The following is a 19,709-nucleotide window of genomic DNA, read 5'->3' as shown; positions in this document are numbered from 1 at the left end:
ACTTTGTTTTAAAATCTATACCATCACGGTTTGGTTTAAGTTTACTTTTTCTTTAATTATTTTATAGTGAGCATTAAACTTTTCATTTAACAATTCTTCTATTTTATTTATGTTTTTGGGGTGATACTTTGAAGCTCCAAAAAGATGAGTGTACCCAATCTCATTTGCATAGGATGATTGTTTTTGATGTGATTCTCCAGGAATTAAAACTGCTGGAATTATATCTTTTTTTGAAAGAAGACTAGTGAGATTATACTGTTCTAAAAGTAAACCTGGTTCTAAATACCACCCTTTTCCATTACAACTGTTTTTAAAACACTCATAATCATTTTTATTTTTTTCAAAAACATCTTCAAGCACTTTATAACCATTCACAAAATCATCTCTTAATTCTAAATCTTTAAATCCAATGACTCCGCAAGACCAAGCATACCTTAATTTTGGATTCCAAAACATCATACCATTGCAATACTGATCAAAAAAAGTTATTAAATCTTTATAATTATGGTAGGCTATATCTTTGCGTTCGACTAAAACCTTATCAAACTCCATAGCAATTGATTTCTTTAAAAAAACATCGTTATCTATATGAATAAAAGGTGTATTCTGATTTTCGATAACCGATAATTTTGGTTTCATCCATAATTCTGAGTTTTGATCAAAATCAACTAAGGTAACTTTACAGGGCAATGTTTCTAAATAGGCATACCCTATGTCATCCACATATAATTCGACCTCTTCATACCACTGGCAGCTATATAAAATGCTAGCAGCTGTCATATAAATGGTATCCTTTAATTTATTACCCATATTCCATCTATTATGAGTAATTGGATACGTATTAAGGCTATATATTAGTTTGATTTTTTCCAAATTTCTATAATAAATCTCCTATTGACATTGATAAAATATCATCATCATCACCATTAAATCTTCTTGCGCTTGTATATCCATAGTAATAAGGTACATCATCAAAAATTATATCACTAATAGGCACATTTGTCGAGCAAAAATCTCTCGTTATAGTAAGCATCGGAGAAACCATATTATCATCATTTACAGGTAGATTATACACTTTGATGACTTGCCCAAAACTATTTGGTCTTGTACTAGCAATAGGAGAACCATCTCCAAAATCCCATCTAAAATCTGTAATGGTACCGATATCGCTTCCTACAACCGTATATGTTACTGTAGCCATAGTTTTATTATTACTATATTTCACAGAATGTGTTATCGATAATTCTGGTTTTGGATATACCTTAACTCCAAAATTAGAATTCTGATTGTTTACAATAAATCGAATACTTATCCCATGTAATTGTGGACTCACTCTTCTTGCATCAAATGAATATGTGCCATCAGAATTTTGTATCACTCCACCATCTAATCCATCAGGAACATCTGCTCTAACCACAGCTGTTCTAGGCACTACATCAAAAGGAACCGGAGGTGTCTTTTCGTCAAAACAAATAATTTCGTCAGGAAGACTCACTTCTATTTCGTTTTCATCACAGCAGAGGTATGGTAAACAAAAATCTGCTACTACAGGATTAGCTACTCTGGGATCTATCTCAAAAGATTTAGCACTAGCAGCAGCTGCGCGTCTTTTTGAAGGTACTTCTCTAACACCATCAAAATCTCCTTCTCCCACAAAAACACTTCCTCCATCGGATTGTCTATTTTGTAGGTAAAACAGGACTAAGGTCCCCCCAGGAGGCACTCCTGCCTTGTGCTCTAACCCAAAATTGCGATTTAAATAAAAAGATTTATAATCCTCACCTATTACATCATCATTATCAATAGGTAATGCTACTACATTAAAACCTAAACTATTTGATTTTTTGATGGTGTTAATTCTACCTACTACCTCTTTATAATCTCTTCCCAAATGACCTTCTACTCTATAAAAATCACTATCAATACAAAATTCTAAAGGTTTTTTTATCGCTAACAGGCCATCGTGATAACTCAAATTGGTTCTATGTCTTCCAAGTATAGTCTTATCAAAATCCCAATATTCTATCAATTTTTCACCTACGTTGTAATAAAACGGAATTGCCTTTTTACTTAAAGCTCCCAAACTCATAGATGGCGTAACTTTAATAAAGCCATAATCTGGGTTATAATTCGCTAATTGTTGCACTGCTCTTCTAATCAAAGTAAAAAGTCGTTGTTCACTTTTACCTGCACTATAACAAATAGTAAGTTCTGTATTAGATGCTCCTACCACTACCTCATCTGCAGTAGTTTCGGGACAAAGAATATTCGAATTGATTAATGATTCATTTAGATTTTTAATTTTTATCTCTAAATCTCTAAAATCTGCAGTGACAAAATAATCTGAAGTATCCAGATCCGTTTCTCCATCAATACTGGCAACCGAATCTGCCGAAACCGCATCTGAAGCTATACCGGATAATACAGTATCTCTGTTGGAATCAACAATATATAAAAACAACTTGGTATCTCTTTTTATTGCTCCCGCTCTATCGATAGTCACACTATGTCCCGCGGCATTATAAGGCCCAGGTCCTTCATCACCAAGAACAATAACAATTGTAGGATCAGGAATATCGGTATTCAAGATTGACTCTAAAACTACTTGATAACCACTTCCCCAAAAATCAGATCCTCCATTTCCTTGAGAAGCAGCAGTTCCATAAATACTATCAATCCAATTTCTGTGTACCGGATCATTCGCACGCTTATAAATCACGTGATCACTTCTGGTATTATCAACATTAGTAGACATCCCAATAATCGAAATATTTGTGTTGGTAGCGGATACCGAATCCAGATAACCATTTAAGGAATCTTTCACAAAATCTATTTGCGATCTAAAAGAACCAGACTCATCTATAACAAAAACAATATGATTACCATCTGTGTTGCCTACGCTATCATCACAAACAGGATCATCATCAACGCTAATATCATAATCTAACTCTTTGGGAGCACAACTATCACAGGTGGTGGATACAAGATCTGCTAGTATTGGAGATTTATAAAAACCATGTCTACACTCATAACATTCTCCTGCCTTTTCGACTTCGCCTAACATCAAATGTTTAGGAAAATCTTCATACCCTGCGCAGCAATCTGATACTTCTATGGTAAGCAATAACTCTTTGATTTCATTATAAGTACCTACAAGATCCTTTAATAAGTCATATAGGTATTGAAAATCGTCAGGAATATTAACTTCTCCAAAATTGAATAGCTCTGCAAATTTTCCATTTACTACAGCCAATAATTCTTGCGCTTCTAAAGCTGTTAAAAGTTTACTGTATCCTTCTCGTAAATCTTGTAATGTGCTGGTCGTTTTTATTACTTCATAAAAGCTCTGTTTTAAATCAATATAGGTGTCAAAAATATCTGGTGTACCTACAACTTTATTCATGGTAACCTCGGGAAGATCATAATATAGCTTACCGTAATTAGTTTTTTGTATCGTTTGATCTTGGCTAATAATATATCTTGCATCTGTTTTGCTAACTAACAATACTCTGTGATTAACAACCCTACTCTCTCCCTGATTATCACAACCCAGAGTAGTACAAAGATCTGCCTCTTCAATATACGTTTCGCGATACAATAGCACCACCATATCTTTAAGGGTAGATAAACTACTAAGGGGTCTTATTCCATCTCCTCTAGATTGAACTGTAAGTTCTCTTAAAGTAATTTGAGAACTACCTCTATAAAAGAAAGGTCTATAATTGCCTTGGGTATTATCATAACCTTGATATCCACCATAAGTAATAGATTCTAAATCTATTGTTAAAGCTCCTTCAGCATCAGATTCAAAAAGATGCATTAGATCTCCATCGGTTGTTACTCCAACTCCTTGGGTGATGGTAATTTCTTTGGTGGTCTCATCGCAGCTTACCTCAAAACCACATACGATCCCAACCCCACTAAGACAGGTTCTGGATAATCGTATTTGATCATCAAAGTAATCAACGATTTGATTAAGATGCCCCTCGGTAAGGACCTGATTTTGAGTAAACCTTCTAAAATTGGTGGTTATTGCCTCTAATGTCGTTGTCATAACCTTATGTGTTTTGTTATTGTATGTCTTGTTGTTACCCTCTTTTGGATTATAAAACAGAGATTAATCTTTATTGTATTCTTTTAAGCCATCTATATCAGTTTCTACTGGTTCTTGTAATCGCAATGTTTCTGTTTTTTCACCTAAAGCAGTCTCATTTAAAACAAACTCATCATCTACTTTATGTTCAAACCTTTCATCACCTCCTCCAGAAAACCATTTCATATCTCCTCCCATACCATTATCAGAAAGAGTGAATTTTGTAAATATTTTCGGCTCATTATCAATATAACCAACAATGAATAAACTAAATAAACTAGCTATTTTGGGATTTGAACCCGAAGCCATACACGTATATACAATGTCTCCTTTAGATGTTTTATATTCATCGATTCGAAACAAATGTCGCTTCAGAACAGGTGGAGCCTTTTGAGCTCGTTCATAAAAACTTTCATCGTAAAGTTTCTTGGCAGGTATCATACCAAATGAATTCTTTAACAATTCAATAGTTAACTCGTTCATTAACTTTAATTTTTCATTATAATTTGCCATATCGGCTTTTCGCCGAGCCATTAAAGCATTTACCTCTCTCTCAAAAAAATCTTCTAAAAGATTAATTATATTTTTCATATAAATTATTATAAATGTTTGTCCTCTCCTATTTCTCTTGGTTCGATAAAAATTGACTCATCTACCACTCCTCCAATTTTAACCTTTTCAACAACATAGGTCACACTTTCACACCTTCTTGGATCTTGATCTCCTTGCAAATCTAAATGCACGGCTCGTAATTGTTCTGGTGTTAGGTCTGATCTAAGAGCTCCCAAAGTCTCTACTACTTTATCATCACCTGTAGCTTGATAGATAGCAGTAACACGGAGATCAAAAGTTACCAAAAGATCTCCCGAATTCCTCTGGACTTCCCTTAACTCTCTTGTGATTGCCTTCTCTTCATCTCCCATTATTTTTTTATTATAGTGCTCACTTGTCAAAATCAAATTTAAACCTTGCCTATAACCACTACCATTAAACCAATCGGCAATAATATGAGCCGAATTTAAGGAAACATTATCTGGATTGGCCCCATCACGTAAAAGTCTACCTGCACTATCTGTTCTACCTCTACTACCTGAAGGTTTTATAGCTAGTCCTCCTCCAAAAACTTGATGATTTACCTTTTTTTCTTCTACATCTTCGATTTTCATTCTTACTTCAACTTCTACCAATTCATCACGCCCTAACCCTTCCGGACCATAATCATATTTCAAGACGAAGAAATCACCATCTACTGAAGGAACTACATTTTGAGGTTTATAATCGCTATGTTCTGTGGTGGAAGTAGCATGTTCAATCTCTCCTGATTCCCATTTCGTATTAAATTGAGTAAATGAATTAGTTTGATCACGTTGCTTTAATTTTTCCCAGTTAAATTGATGTTCAATTTTATTATCATCAGGACTATCGTGAGCATCTTCAACTTTTTTAACAATAGCGTGAAACTTTCTATCACTTGTATATTTAGCTTTAATCTTATCATTCTCTGCTACTTCTACAGTTAGTGAGTTCTCTTCTCCAAAAGCACTAAACAAGTTTTTTAATAACGGTTTTAACTCATCTTGTTTTCCTTCTATCTGATCATCAGCATTTTGCTGAGCTACAGATTCTCCTTGTGTATCAGAATTAGATGAATTCGCTTGTTCTTCTCTTTCAAACACATCAATTTGTTGATTTGCTTGATTGTTAATACCTTCAGCCTGAGTAATCCATCCATTGATTTCTGTCTTCCTAGCCTGAGTCCATCCTTTCTCAGCTGCAACTGTATCCACTTTATTCTTCCATTCTGTAAGTTTTTCCGATACTGGTTTTGGGTTTCCACTAGCAACCATAAGTTCAGCTTCTCCATCATCTTGAACCCAAAGTCTATGTCCTTCAGTTCCATCATTAAAGGCAACATTTTTTCCTATTTGACCATCGCCTTCACCCTCACTTGTTTCTGAACTACTTTCATCTTCACCTCCACGCCCAGTTAATCTTCTAAACAATCGTTTGGCAGCACTCTTAATACGATTTAACAAGCCAACAACAGCATCCTCGATTTTCTTTCGGATTTTTTGAATAATCTCTTGTACTTTTTGAGTAATACCGGTAATCCCTAACAAGGATGATAAGAAACCAATCAATACTGGTATAGATTTCTTTAAAGCCATTTCTATAGCGCTGGCAATTGCACTTACATTACCTGATGCTACTGCTTTTACTCCATCGATAAAGGCACGTACCATTTCCATAATTTGACTGCCTCGTTGTATAAAGAACTTAACAATATCAATAATAAGCATTGCTGCTTTGATAAAGGCTCCTGCCGGATTTAACAACCCTAATATCCATTTAATTCCTGCCTCGACAACTTTGGTAATGATCATATCACGGATAGCATCCATGACCATTTCTTTCAGGTTATTAAATTGCTCTTTGATATACTCCCAAAGTCCTGCAATACCATCTGTACGTAATATCGTAAAGATCTCGAACGCAGTTTCTACCACTCGTACTACTGGTTCACCTAATACACGAACTGCTATACTGCGCACAAAATCCCAAGAGATTCCTAGTATTTGTGCTACTAAATCAAAAATCCCCGATAAACTAAATAGGTTATCTGGTATGGTGATACCTACACTGCCTAATGACCCTGTTAACCAAGCAATAAGCCCCTCTTGCATATGTGAAAGGATATTACTCACAAAATTATTAAGCCCTTGACCTACTCCCTCTATTAATAACCCTAAGAAACCTATTGGATCTTGTATAATAGTACCTATAACACTAATGGCAGAACTTAAAAGTTCCATCAACATATTTTTAATATTGATGATGGTCTGGATTACACCAGCAACAGCATCTAATGCCATATCTATCAAGCCTCGATTTGCAGCTTGCATTTCTTCAATTCTAGCATCTACAGTCTGTAAGCTTTCATTATATTGATTTGCTAAGCTATCAATCAATTCATCTTGCTTGTCATCTACAGATTGCTCTAGTTCATCAAATTGAGATTGAATTCCTTCTGCAGCTTCCTGGCCTATTTCTTGTAAATTTTGTGGGAGTGAAGTAACATAATCTTGTACTTCTTGTTTACCTTGGGTAATACGATTTTTGGCAGCGGTGAGTTCTGTAGCTACTACATTAGCAATATCAGTAATTACAGCGTCCATTCGCTCTATAAAAATCTCTCTCCCTCGAACAAAAAATTCATTTACTTCATCTGGCAACCCTGTAAACACATCTCCAACACGGTTTAAGAAACCTCCAAAGCCACCATAACGCTCATCTAAATAAGCATCCATTTCTCTTTTTACATGATTCTCAAATGCTTGTTTTGCGCGTTCTGCACCTGCAGTGAAAATATCGCTAACTCGAGTATCGAGATCGCTAAGAATAGTTTCGACATCGGTTTTGGTATTCTCGTAAATTGTATTTATTTCTCCGGCAATACGTTCTCGTTCTGCAGTATCAGTAGTACCAGTTTGTGTTTGTTCTGTAGTGACTTGATTTAAGACTCCAGCACGATCCTGATGCATCCCTTCTAGGGATTGCTGGCTATTACCAGCAGCGGTACTTTGTGCATTTTGCAATTCGCTTTGCTCTCCTGCTCTAAACTCACCAGGTGCCTGAACGGTATTTTCTCTAGCCTGATTTGTAGAGTCTAAAGCCCCTATAAACTCTGGTTCATTAGAATTGGCTAATTGCTCATCGGTAATTTCGTTATCAGTCATCTGCTGATCAACCTCAGACATGTTATCATGTAAAGGTTGACTCACTTCACTATCTCCTCTAGCTGGAGGCATTGCACTTTGTGCACGTACACTACCTGGCGCACTACCAATAGGTGCTTCTGGTAATGGTGTCACCTCACGCTCTGGTATGGCTTCAGTATTTGGTTCTTGAGCTGTAGTTGCCGATATATTACCTGAGGCAGCTTCTTGTTCACTTTGCACATCCTGTGTTGCGGCATCTCGAACTTCGTCTATATTATTATTATTTTCGAAATCCGCAGCTTCTTCTTCATTGGCAGGCAATTGCATACTTTCGATACGTTGCATCAGCTGTGTTTTGAACGCTTCAGCACTAAATTCTCCAGCTTCTTGCTGTTCCATTGTATCTACTTGCGCAGCTTGGGCTCCACTTTGACGTTCGTTTGATGGAGAAGCTGCTGCTGCTTGCGCACTTCCTGCCGAAGTTGTAGCCGGCTCATGATCTTGCTGGTCACTAGCTGTATTATCTACTCTTTGCTCTAGTTGTTTGAAATTAGGATCTTCTTCTGGACTTCTTGGTGTTGTAGGTTGTACTTCTTCGGCATTAACCTCTCCTTGGCCTTGGCCTTCAATAATCACTTCTTCTCCCAATATTGGGGTTTCTACAACTTCTGCGGCGACCTCATTAACAGGAGTTTCTGATGATGTTTCTGATTCTGTTGATTGCGATGACGTTGCTCCTCCAGCCGAAGTTTCTGCACTTTCTTGAGTAGCAGGTCCAGATGCTCCTTGTTGAATTGTATGTGTTAATTCATGAGCTAACAGCGTTTGCCCTTCATTGGTGGTAGGGTTAAATCGATTTTGATTGAAATGAATATCATTCCCATTCGTAAAAGCTTGTGCACCCAGTGCTTGATTCATCCCAACCGATTGACTGCCCGTATGAATTCTAACTCCACTAAAATCTGCTCCAAACCCAGACTCCATTTGTGTGCGTACCCCATTTGGTAATGGAGAGCCCTGTCCTCTAGAATTTCTAAGGGAACTACCAATATTTGCGGTCGAATTTATACTTGGATTTCCTGAATTTTCTCTCGCCTGCACCTCTTCATCCTCTGCCATCATTTGGATGTCTTCTTCTGCCGGCATGGTTTGTACCTCCTCATCGGCCATCAATTGAACATCTTCATCCTCCTGGAGTTGTAATGGTTCTTCTTCCATTCTTTGTACAGACGAGCCATCAGACAAACCTGTTAAAGGTTGAATACGCTCTGCAATAGGCTTTTCCTGTATAGTATCCTCTTCGGTCATAGTTTGCACAGCAACCGGAGTAGGTGTAATATTAGATTGTGTTGTATTCTGTTGTTTATTGACTACTTGATCTGCAGCATGATCAGCTTCTACTTCATATTTATCACCAGGTTGACCCACCTTTACTTTAGGCTGTATAAACATATCGCTTCCATTTTTTGGTTTAAAAACAGAAGGCGTGTTATTGCCCTTGGTTGCGGTATTTGATGTTTTTGGTGAAAACATGTTATTATCTACTTTCTTATTTTATGAGTATTCATAAGTTATAATGATCCTAGAGTTGTTTTACCTAGTATAACCTGACCTTCGATATCATCATCATTATCACAATCTATTAACCTGCCTGCTGGGTATAGCGTTTGCAGACTAAACAATTTATCTACAAACTGTTCTAATTTTGATGTTTCTTCTCCTGTATCTTCGTCTATATATGTCATTTCTTCTTCTCCTGTATTAGATGTTTTTGCTTCCAAAAATTCTTTATATGCATTTTCAAATCTAAAAAGTCCATTTTCCTCATCGGGGACTTCTCCTCTTCTATGACCTACCCAACATATTCTTGCTATTACATGAGCAGGGATCTCTTGTTTGATGACATTTTCCATGTAATTTCTAAAATCTGTATCGGCAAATCGATAGGTATATCCTGGTAAAATAATACTTACTCTATAAGAATAAGGATCAACAGGTTCACAGTTTTCGCAGGTATCTGCACATACCGGAATAAAACTTTTCTCATCGACATCAATCTGTTTTACATCTGGTCTTAATAAAATATGTTCGACAAGAAACAAACCTTCTTCTGTAAAATCATTTTCGACAAACGCTAAAGTTTCAAAAATCCCATCTTTTAGTTCTTCTTGTGTGTCATAAAACCGAGAATGTATTGCCGTTATTCTTTTGGTACTTGAAACAGGAAAATCAGGATTAATTACGCTAAAAGAGTATACCCCTTTAAGGCTTGATTTATTGAGTTTGATATTATCAACATCGGTATCGTCTTTAATCGTTTTAGTAAATGCTTCTTCGAGATCATATTTACTTGTCTCTATTAATTGTAAAACTGAAAAATGAAGCTCATTTATAGCGGCTGTTTTGGAACCATAATTCTCCGTAGACCTAAGAATTGGCTCTCCTTTGGTATCTAAAATTTCCCATCTAAAAACCTTACAATCATTTTCATCTACATCTGTTTTGATGTTTATAAACGAGTTAGATATATTTCTGCGATTATAATCTTTGATTCCTAATAAACGAGCTAGTCTTTTTTGCGTTCCAGAAACATTATTGGTATTCCATAAATTGCTAAATGGTTGTTTATAATAATCAAAGGCGTTACCTCGCTCCCGACTAATAACTTTATAATCCTTTAAAAATGCCTCTTTATTTCGAAGTACAACTTCTCCTGTTGCATCTCCATAAAGCGTTTTCATCAAAAAAGTATACTCTCCAAAACGTTCTGCAAAACGACTCAATAAATGATCAAGAATTTGATTTCGGCGTACAGTATTGTTATCTATTTCTTTAAATAATGCATTAGTTAATTCTTCGTCATTATTGGTGTTATAATTATTAACCAAATCTTCGAATCCAGCTACATCTTTAATTGCCTGTGTGAAATAGGTGTTTTCGGATTGACCACTAACAGATAATAGTTCTTTGACTTTGCCCAAATGTTGAAAATAACTAGCCAATATCTTATCAAAGAATAATAGGTATGCTTTTAATTGTTTTGCTTGTGATTTTCTGCTGGTCGTTGCTCTGGCCGATAGTCCATCTATTCCTATACCATAAGTATCCGGGAAATCATTTTGGATGGTAGTATATGAAGCATTATCAAAATATTGACCTTCTGGGAGTGGCAACTCTTGATCTAATACTAATGTAGCTTCAGGCTTTAAGTCATCGAGATATTCTTCTACCTGTTTTTGATTCAAATTAAGAGGTAAAAAACCTTTATTATAATTGATAATACTTTTATCGCAGAGCACTGGTTTTTTACCTTTATCAATACAAATTAACCAATCATTTGATTCTGCTATATCATCATCGCAATTCCCAACCGAAATTTCTTTGACAAACTTTACCCCTTCGATATTCATAATTAACTTTATAATATCAGACAGGCGTACCTCTTCCCGTAAATTGGCGTTTTCTAGCTCTTCAGTATCTATAAACCCTCTATTAAGTATAGGTCCTTCAAAAACCTGATCTGTAGTATACCCTTTATCCAACATTTCCTGGATGGAGTAGAAATTAATTGTGGGCGAAAAATAATTTTCTATTGCAATTAAAACTTTGGCATGTATTAACTCTTCATCAGCTTCATTTTCTACCTCTATACTCGCACAAATTGATATCGGGTGTAATTCGACTTCTCCCAAATCGATGAGATCTTCACATAGATTACGATTTTGGTGATACTTAACCCGTACCTGTTCTATTAGTTCTTCTTTTTTATTTTGTATACGCTCTGCTTTCTTTTGTTTCGAAAGCTTTTCTGTACCTATCTTAAGAAAATCTTCATCATATTCTAAAGTAATATTATTAAGACCTTTTAGATTAAATTCTTTAATAAAATCGGACTCTGCTATGCTTCCTGATCCAATAATATCAATATCTTCTTTGTTATAAGTAAGTTTATCTTTTTTACAATCTAGATACATTATTTTCTCGAACTTACTTAACCAACAATTCTTAATCCCAGGAATATCAATAAATATCTTTCTATAATCTAAGGCTGTTACTGGTTTTGATGGGAAAATATCCGCAGGCTTAAAAAATTGAGTTTCTATTCCTTTATCATTTTCATCTGCTGCCAACAAATTTTCAATGGGCATATTAATGCGCATTCCCAAATCTGATATTGCATACGACAACATTTCTAGAATAGTGATCCCAGGATCATGAGAGTTATAATCTGTCCATAACCTACCTCCTAACTGTGAAATATATTCTATTCCTTTTTTTCGTAAGAAATAGAAATCCAGGTCGTCTTGAGAGGCAACATTTTTTGGAATGGTAATATTTGTATCTATGCTTGACATGTGTCTATTTCTTTTTCTTCTTGGTTTCCACACTTTTCTATATCAGTACTCACTATATGTTCTCTTGCCGAAACTAATATAGAGGCCGGGTTTGAGGGTTCGATGCTGGTAAGGAAATTTTCATCATTTTTTTTCATGACTACATCCTGCAGGTAATCTACATAAAACAGTTTTTCGAGGTAATCAATTAGTACACTTCGATGTAATGTTACCCCAAAATCTATACTTCGCGAAGTATCAAAAGCCCAGGGCGATAAAAATTGGGTAATGTCTTCACTTAATTGTTTGGTATAGAAATTCTCGTCATATTGATCATAAAACTTTACTGCCAAAGAAATCTCTACCTCCTCGTAAGTAGGATTAATAACTTCAGTTTCTACATGCATTGAATTTAACCGATTCACGAAGGTTTTTACTTTATTTAAAGTCGCCCTACTTACCCTAGGTTGAAAAATATCAAATACGTTTTTATTGATTGTATCTGGAATTACAACCAACGTTACATTTCCTGGTGATAAAAAGGAAGAAACGTTAGTGTGATTAAGACATTTTACCTGATATATTTCTGGAAATTCTTGCAATACCAAATTTTCATAATCCCAAAGCGTAATTGCTCTATTTTTATGCCTAAGACGCTCACTGATCCTTCTGTAATATGCATCATCAGATTCCTGAGGTTGCCCATCAAAAGAATTATAAGGTTGCGTTATGCTTTTTATCTGAGGCACTCTAGTTATCAGTTTACTAATACTACCATTAGGTAATCCGGTTTCTAAATGAGACAATTCATTATTCCTATCTTCAAACTCTGCTAAAACAGCTTGGGTATGAATTGTTTTTGCTTTACTTACAGCATCATAATTTTTATGAATCCTAGCTCGTAGCCAAACATATCCTCTTGGGAGTCTTGTATTTTGATCCGTTACTTGCTTAGGAATTCCAAATTTTACAATTCCCGATGTTAGCAAATTATCGGTACTATTTTTTAAGATATCATTTTGTAGATCTTTCCAGTGATTATCACACAAAATTGACCATTCTACACGTTCTTTACCTTCAAAAGAAATGGTCAACGGATTTTCGCTTCCTTCTAAAACTTGAATCAAGAGTGATACTTGTTGGCCTATTTCAGCATTTTCAAGACCTATAAATAATGATCCTCCTCTGCAATGCTGCGGCACCAAATGATTAATTAGAAAACTACCATTATCTTCGAGCTTTTCATTATTTTTTTCTAATACCTTACTCTTTAGATATTCATGTTCCTCATATTGTCCAAATGGAGATTCATGAAACAGTTTAATAAGGTTATTTTCATATTTTTTTTGCTGAGTTTCATTATCCGCACCATCAATCAATTTCAGAGTGGTAGTATCTGAAGCACTGTACCCCATAGTGATTGTTTCAATTAAAGGTATATAGGGTTCTTTAGGAATTTGAGGTTCAACTGGTGGGTCAGGAGGTGTTGTAGGAGGATCTGCCAAGATCTCTTTAGAAATTGCTAACGCGTATTTGGTTGGATACAACTCTTGCAAAAATGATTGATCAAGAGAAAACCTAAGTGGCCCATTTTTACCTAATTCAAATCGAGTAGGATTGCTACTTACTGCAGGATTATCATATGTGAATGATGTTTTATAAATTTTGGTATCGGTGTCTATTGAGTTAAACAATTCGATAGACGAATCTTTAACCTTATCATTCCAAATTTCTCTATTAAGTATAGCAGGTGTAAACTTGAAATAAGTATCATTCACATCGGATCGATCATAATAGGCATATTGATCTTGAAAACCATTATCAAAATCAGGTGTATCTCTCCAAATAATATCAATATCTATAGTCTCCCAGGGTTTTCTAAAAACCTCTGGGTAGTTCATTATAAAATTAGATCTTTTTATAGGATCTGTGGTAAAAGGATAAAACGGTTTTTTGACATTAAGCACTCCCGTATCGTTCTCTAATTCGAGAGAAACTATATCAGTTACATTAACATCTACTTTTATAGAATTAAGAGTATTAATAGCTAATCTCCTATTAATATCATACCCATCTTCTGAGGATTGATCTATCAAAAAACGAACAACAGGATGTTTGGTATCAAAATCTTCAAGATGAATTTCTTTGTTATAATTAACCACCGAAGGTTCGTCTCGGGCTATTTTAAACGAAAGTAACATACTACCTGGATTCAGTACCGAACTATTTTCAAGTTCATAAGGACCTAACCATCCTGATTCTCCACTACAAAAGATGGTAATATTGTCTTGTAAAGTTTCAAAAGGAAAACTTTGTGCAGGAAATGGAATTATAGGCTGGGGATCATCAGGTCCAGGATTTGCAGGCACTTGATAACTAATAAGAATATCAATAGTTCTTTCTCCTTCTTTAAGTTCTAATAAAGGAGAGGTTAAACTAAAACCTGTTTTAGCATTAGGAAGTGGTGGGTATGGGTCAACAGAAGAGGGATACCCAAAAGGCCACCAATCTGCCTGACCCTCGGGAAAATCTTCTCCATTTCCATCAAAAGAGTTTGCCATATTTGCAGCTTTTAATTCTCTTTTAATCCCATTTACACCATCTTCTTGATGATTATATATATTTTTTAGTAATGCAATACTCGTTTTATTAGCTACTAATTCTTCTGATGTTTTAAAAACGCGCTTACTTCCATTTTTATCTTTACCACCATCAAGCTCGGTACCTTCTTCTATTCTTTCACTTGCGCTCTTTTTTGCAATTTCAAAAAGAAGATGAACCTTATCTTGATGAGCTGGAAGCTTTTCGACTTTTAATATTTCTTTATAATAGAAGTCAAGATGTCGCTTTGTTAATCCATTAAAACGTGTTTGCGAAAAAGACAACAACCTTAAAAAACAAATGAATAAGGTAAAATGCGGAGTTACTCCACTATCTTTTTCTTGTTCTGCAAGAGTTTGGGTAATCTCATTTTTTATTTTCTCATAATCTGATTCTCCTCTTAGAGGAATGGTTTCTTCATTAAAATTGAAATAACGAAATAAGTCTTGCCAATTCCCTACGGGAACATCATCGCTATTATTATCAAAATAGTTAACGTTTTTGGCAAAATTATAAGCAAAAAGCATCCAATCTTCAATATCAAGATCATGAAGCTTAAGGCTATCGGGATTCAATATTTTATTGAAACGTTGTTGTTGATCTCTTCCGTTTCTTCTTAGAATACTATCTATATAATCACAGTTTTCTGACATTGTCGCGTTTTAATAATTAAATATCAGTTCCTTCTTCTAAATAAAATGGGAAAACCACATTATTTCTCGAATTCGTGGCTCTAACAGTATACTCTACTTTGATAAAAAGCTCTCCTTGTAATACATCACTTTCAGAAATATCAATACGATCTACATCTATTCTTGGTTCGTGATACAAAATTGCCGTCTTGATAAGCTCAATTACATAAGTTACAAGAGTTCTATTCAAGTTTTCAAAAAGTAACTCATCTAGATTACAACCATATTGGGGAACCATTACTCTTTCGCCCAAACGAGTGGATAGCAATATTTCGAGGCTACTTTTTATATCTTCTTCGTCCGAAATCATCTTTACAGCCGCGGCTTGTTTATTGAATTCGGGTGGGAAACTCCATCCTACTCCAAGAAATGATTTTTTATTTTCCATATTATCCTATCATTACAGTTGGTTCACCTGCCACTATAGACCCTCCATGTGCAGTAGAATCACCCATTCTTGCAGCGGGCATCCCTCCAATTAATACAGTTGCTGACCCAGCTGCTATGGTATCTGGAGGACCACTACAGGTAGCCATATCTCCAACTCGAGCTGCTGGCATACCTCCAATCAATACTGTGGGTTCTCCTGCTGGTAAAATAGGACCTCCTACATGAGGCACAGGACCTGGATTTACCATTGGGCATACATGCATATCATTTACTCTTGCTGCAGGTGGCATACTATATCTATTTTATTATTGTTTATATTTTTTAAACTATAGCCTTACGCCTAGTTTATTTGCACTAATGATCCTTTTAATACTGCTGTAGCACCCGAAGAGACTTCTGCTCCAGAAGAGCCTTCGGCTTTAAAAGCTGCACTAGCCGTTAGGTTAACATTAGTTCCTTCTATATTTACATCTCCGGCAGCTTTAATTTCTATATCGCCAGCACTTTCCATTAAAATTCCGGCACTATCTATAGTAATAACATTTGAGTTTTCATCCTCAACGATTATAGTTCCTTCATCTTCATCTAAAGCAATGCGTTTACCCGCTGGAGTTGTGATATTTATAGTTTTTTTATCATCATCAAAAAGCACTTTCATTTCGCTACGAGTTACAAAGCCTTTTTCATGATTATCATCACTTGCTGTTATAGGTGCTGGTTTTGCACTACTATGCAACATCCCTAAAACTACTGCATCATTTGGGTCTTTATTTATAAACCCTACAATGACCTCATCTTCTATTTCGGGTCTAAAAAAAGCACCTCGATTATCGCCAGCATCCAAGGATGCCACTCTACACCAAATACCTTGTTCCTGATTATCAATAATTGGAATTTGCACCAAAATACGTTCCTCGCCATCTGGGTCATCTTGCAATTGGGATACTATTCCTATTTGCAATCCATGAATAGCCGGTAATAGCCCTGATGCAGGCATCATATCAATATCGTATGTTTCTGAAAACCACTCTGGATCTAATCCAAATTGGGCATCAACAGTCCAATTACCCTCGGTAATATTATGGCGCACACCACTTACATAAACTTTACCATTAAACCGTTCTCCAACTCCTTCTAAGTTTAATATTGTATTTGGTTTTACGTCTGGGATGCCTTGAAATTTTACTCTACCACGTATTTTAGCCAACTGCTGAAACAACCATTTGGCATCTGCCCAATTTTGCAATTCAGAATCGGTAACGGCACCTCCATGTCGAAGTTCTAAGTTTTCTAACCCAATCGTTTCGGCCAAATCTCCCGAAGACAAATTACCATTTAGAGAAACCGAAGGATCATTAGCTTCTATCTCTAATAATTCTTGATCAGCATAATTCCATGAATAAGAGGATACTTTGTTAATTTGATGTCTAGCATCAATTTCGGCATCAAAATCCAAAAGATTTCCTCCAAAAACAACGGTTTCTATCTCTTCCTGTCCAAGATCAGGTTCTTTAATATTAATCGTGCCGTCATCTACAAAACATATTTTACCATTTGCTTGCGCTCTAGACACTATAAAATCCCAATCTGATGCATTATATTGTACTAATTCTGCATGCGTATATGTTGTAGCTTCAACATCATTACCTAATCCATAATCTCCAATAATCTCTTCAAAAATGTCGCTATCGGTACTATCATAAAAATATTTACTTTTCCTTCCTATAGTAAGTTTTACAGCTTCATCTTTACACTCTATTGTTAATTGATTACTTTTTGGCCTAATCCTAAGGTTATGTTTAATAACAACACCTTTAAAAATAGTAGCTTCATCAGAGTGATATCCTGCAGTGATTTCGATTTCTTGACCAGGGATTAATAGATCCTCATTACTAAGTTTAAAATCTCTTGTTGATGCATCTCCATCAACTATAATCAATCTCGCCGTAGATATTCTATTTATTTCTTTATCTACCGAAATACTTTTTACCTGATATTTCTTAGACAATTCCTGTCCGGCAATGAGAATTTTGAACGTAACCAGATCCGAACTCTGCGAAGTTTGTATAACACCACTATTATTCATCTAGGATTGTTTTTGTAATGGAGGAAAAAAAAGCTCTTGTCCTTCCTTCAGTTTTCTAAAATTGCTAATATTATTTACCCGTGCTACTTCGAGATAATATTTGGGATCTCCATATATACGATAGGTCATCAAAGGAAGCGTATCTCCGGCCTTTACTCTACGATAATGAGTAAGGTCAGGGGATTGATTGTTTTCTTGTGCAACCCTTTCTTCAGCTTCGATAAACCGTTTAAAAGTGGCTTTTATATTAGCTCTAAGTGGTGTGCCATCTGGTTTAAAGAGTTTATACTCCACATCCATAGAGGTAAGAAAACACCTAAAAGAAAGCGCTCCCCAAGTAACAATAAGATAATTAGGTTTATGTTTATCGCCATTGTAATCATAGACTGCTTTCTTAAAAGCATCTACATCATCTATAATTCCGTTACCTTGATCCTTATACACCATATCTCCCCCGCTAGACAATGGATCATCTCCATAATGTACAATTACCCCTGTACGATCAAAAAGAAAATCCAAACTCAGGTCTTCGGGCAGAGATCTTACAAACTTAGGATCATCAGAGCTCGTTCCTTGTGCTTGCTCTTCCTGATAATCAGCTTTAAAAGAAAACGAATATGTTTCAGGGTTTAATAATGCAGTATATTTTAGATCTACTAATTCATCTTGAAATCGTTCATCTTTAAAACACCGTATTACTAGTTTCTGTAATTTACCTTCACTCATTTTTGAATCTTTAACGTTCTTTACGCATTTCTAGAATTTCCATTACTTGTTCTACACAAGATGCTATTAAAGCAGATTTTTGTTCTTTACCAAAAGTTGCCACAGATTGCTGGCCTTTACCGCCTTCATCAACATTAATTTTAATATGTAATTCTTTAATTTCTATTGGCATCAAGTAATTGTTTTGAAATAGTTATATGACAGTTCTAAGGACTCTATAGATAGTTTATTTTCTTCGGCATTAAAATCCTCAACGGTCCATTTTACAGGGTAGGCATGAACTACATTCCATGTTAATAAGGGTTCATGTTTTTCGTTAAGTAATTTTATAGTAAGATTAATCGGTTCTATTTCGAAATCTTCTATAGCTTTTTTACACCAATCAATTAGTCCAGAATCAATCAAAAGCCCGCGTTTTAATACCAAATTGGGATATTTAGTACGCACGGGGATTTTATGTTTAAATCTATTTTCTCCACCCTCAGCAATCTCTTCGGTTTCAAGATCTACAGATAGACCTGAAACCGATTGAAACTGGTGATCATTGGTTCTATTTTCAATATCTTGAAATTCAACCTTAAAATGAAACCCAACGGGTGGATAGTAAGCTGCCATATTATACTAATGAAAGTTTTTCATGAACAAACTCTGCAGTTTCTATAGCAATTTCATTCCCATCTGCCTTAAGATCTGTAGATTGAATTTTGGTGATATATGCTCGTTCTGCTTTCCATGTTACTACAGGCTCATGTTTTTCATCAAGCAGGCTTATCGTTAAATCTCCACGATATTGCTCTTCTCCTTCTTGAAAATACACAGTTTTCACCCATTGTTCGTAAAACTGTTTATTACTATCAGCAAATGTTCCTCTTTTGATAGTGATGTTACTATATTTAAAAAGTCCTGGTTGCTTTGTTTTATGATATTCGTTATCGGCTCCCGCTCTGTATTCGATCATTTCTGTTTCAAAATCTAAGCCCGATACTTCGGTACAATTAAATTCTGAATCTCCAAATGATACTCTAAAATGAAACTTTGGTAATGGATATGTTGTTGCCATTTTTATAT

At 35.4% G+C, this 19,709-nt stretch carries 13 protein-coding genes; all 13 read right to left on the bottom strand.

Annotated features, from left to right (window positions below; genetic code table 11):
* Nucleotides 1-15: 15 nt before the first annotated feature.
* The 13 genes from DK508_RS20395 to DK508_RS20340 all read right to left on the bottom strand — a co-directional run bounded on the left by DK508_RS20395 (nucleotide 16) and on the right by DK508_RS20340 (nucleotide 19,701).
* The gene (locus tag DK508_RS20395; RefSeq protein ID WP_109302619.1) at nucleotides 16-873 is read right to left on the bottom strand and encodes a DUF6734 family protein; all 858 of its coding nucleotides are present in this window, start codon (nucleotides 871-873) and stop codon (nucleotides 16-18) included.
* Nucleotides 874-877: 4 nt separating this feature from the next.
* Nucleotides 878-4,054: a hypothetical protein gene (locus DK508_RS20390; RefSeq protein ID WP_109302618.1), complete on the bottom strand. Its 3,177-nt coding sequence runs from the start codon at nucleotides 4,052-4,054 to the stop codon at nucleotides 878-880.
* A gap of 63 nt (nucleotides 4,055-4,117) precedes the next feature.
* Complete coding sequence (locus DK508_RS20385) at nucleotides 4,118-4,684, bottom strand: hypothetical protein (protein ID WP_109302617.1); 567 nt, start codon at nucleotides 4,682-4,684, stop codon at nucleotides 4,118-4,120.
* Between the two features lie 8 nt (nucleotides 4,685-4,692).
* On the bottom strand, nucleotides 4,693-9,345 hold the full coding sequence (locus DK508_RS20380) for a DUF4157 domain-containing protein (RefSeq protein ID WP_200831892.1): 4,653 nt from the start codon (nucleotides 9,343-9,345) through the stop codon (nucleotides 4,693-4,695).
* 38 nt (nucleotides 9,346-9,383) lie between these two features.
* Nucleotides 9,384-12,167 (bottom strand): hypothetical protein, encoded by a 2,784-nt coding sequence (locus DK508_RS20375; RefSeq protein WP_109302616.1) that lies wholly within the window; start codon nucleotides 12,165-12,167, stop codon nucleotides 9,384-9,386.
* Nucleotides 12,155-15,400, bottom strand: a complete 3,246-nt coding sequence (locus DK508_RS20370) for a baseplate J/gp47 family protein (protein WP_109302615.1) — start codon at nucleotides 15,398-15,400, stop codon at nucleotides 12,155-12,157. Before DK508_RS20370 ends, DK508_RS20375 begins: the two co-directional genes overlap by 13 nt.
* A gap of 16 nt (nucleotides 15,401-15,416) precedes the next feature.
* On the bottom strand, nucleotides 15,417-15,827 hold the full coding sequence (locus tag DK508_RS20365) for a GPW/gp25 family protein (RefSeq protein ID WP_109302614.1): 411 nt from the start codon (nucleotides 15,825-15,827) through the stop codon (nucleotides 15,417-15,419).
* 1 nt (nucleotide 15,828) lies between these two features.
* A complete protein-coding gene (locus tag DK508_RS20360; RefSeq protein WP_109302613.1) occupies nucleotides 15,829-16,119 on the bottom strand; it encodes a PAAR domain-containing protein in 291 nt (96 codons plus the stop codon).
* Nucleotides 16,120-16,169: 50 nt separating this feature from the next.
* Nucleotides 16,170-17,915, bottom strand: coding sequence for a type VI secretion system tip protein VgrG (gene vgrG / locus DK508_RS20355; RefSeq protein ID WP_109302612.1), 1,746 nt, complete (start codon nucleotides 17,913-17,915; stop codon nucleotides 16,170-16,172).
* Entirely contained in the window at nucleotides 17,916-18,641 is a 726-nt protein-coding gene (locus DK508_RS20350) for a LysM peptidoglycan-binding domain-containing protein (protein ID WP_109302611.1), read from the bottom strand. It abuts the gene before it with no gap.
* A gap of 10 nt (nucleotides 18,642-18,651) precedes the next feature.
* Entirely contained in the window at nucleotides 18,652-18,813 is a 162-nt protein-coding gene (locus DK508_RS21390; protein ID WP_200831891.1) for a DUF5908 family protein, read from the bottom strand.
* Nucleotides 18,813-19,256: a phage tail protein gene (locus tag DK508_RS20345; protein ID WP_109302610.1), complete on the bottom strand. Its 444-nt coding sequence runs from the start codon at nucleotides 19,254-19,256 to the stop codon at nucleotides 18,813-18,815. The genes DK508_RS21390 and DK508_RS20345 overlap by 1 nt, the downstream gene beginning before the upstream one ends.
* A gap of 1 nt (nucleotide 19,257) precedes the next feature.
* Nucleotides 19,258-19,701 (bottom strand): phage tail protein, encoded by a 444-nt coding sequence (locus DK508_RS20340; protein ID WP_109302609.1) that lies wholly within the window; start codon nucleotides 19,699-19,701, stop codon nucleotides 19,258-19,260.
* Nucleotides 19,702-19,709: the final 8 nt, after the last annotated feature.

Source organism: Aquimarina sp. AU474 (assembly GCF_900312815.1).
In the GTDB taxonomy this organism is placed as follows: domain Bacteria; phylum Bacteroidota; class Bacteroidia; order Flavobacteriales; family Flavobacteriaceae; genus Aquimarina.
The sequence above is the reverse complement of the archived record's forward strand: the minus strand, read 5'-3'. Positions and strand labels throughout refer to the sequence as shown.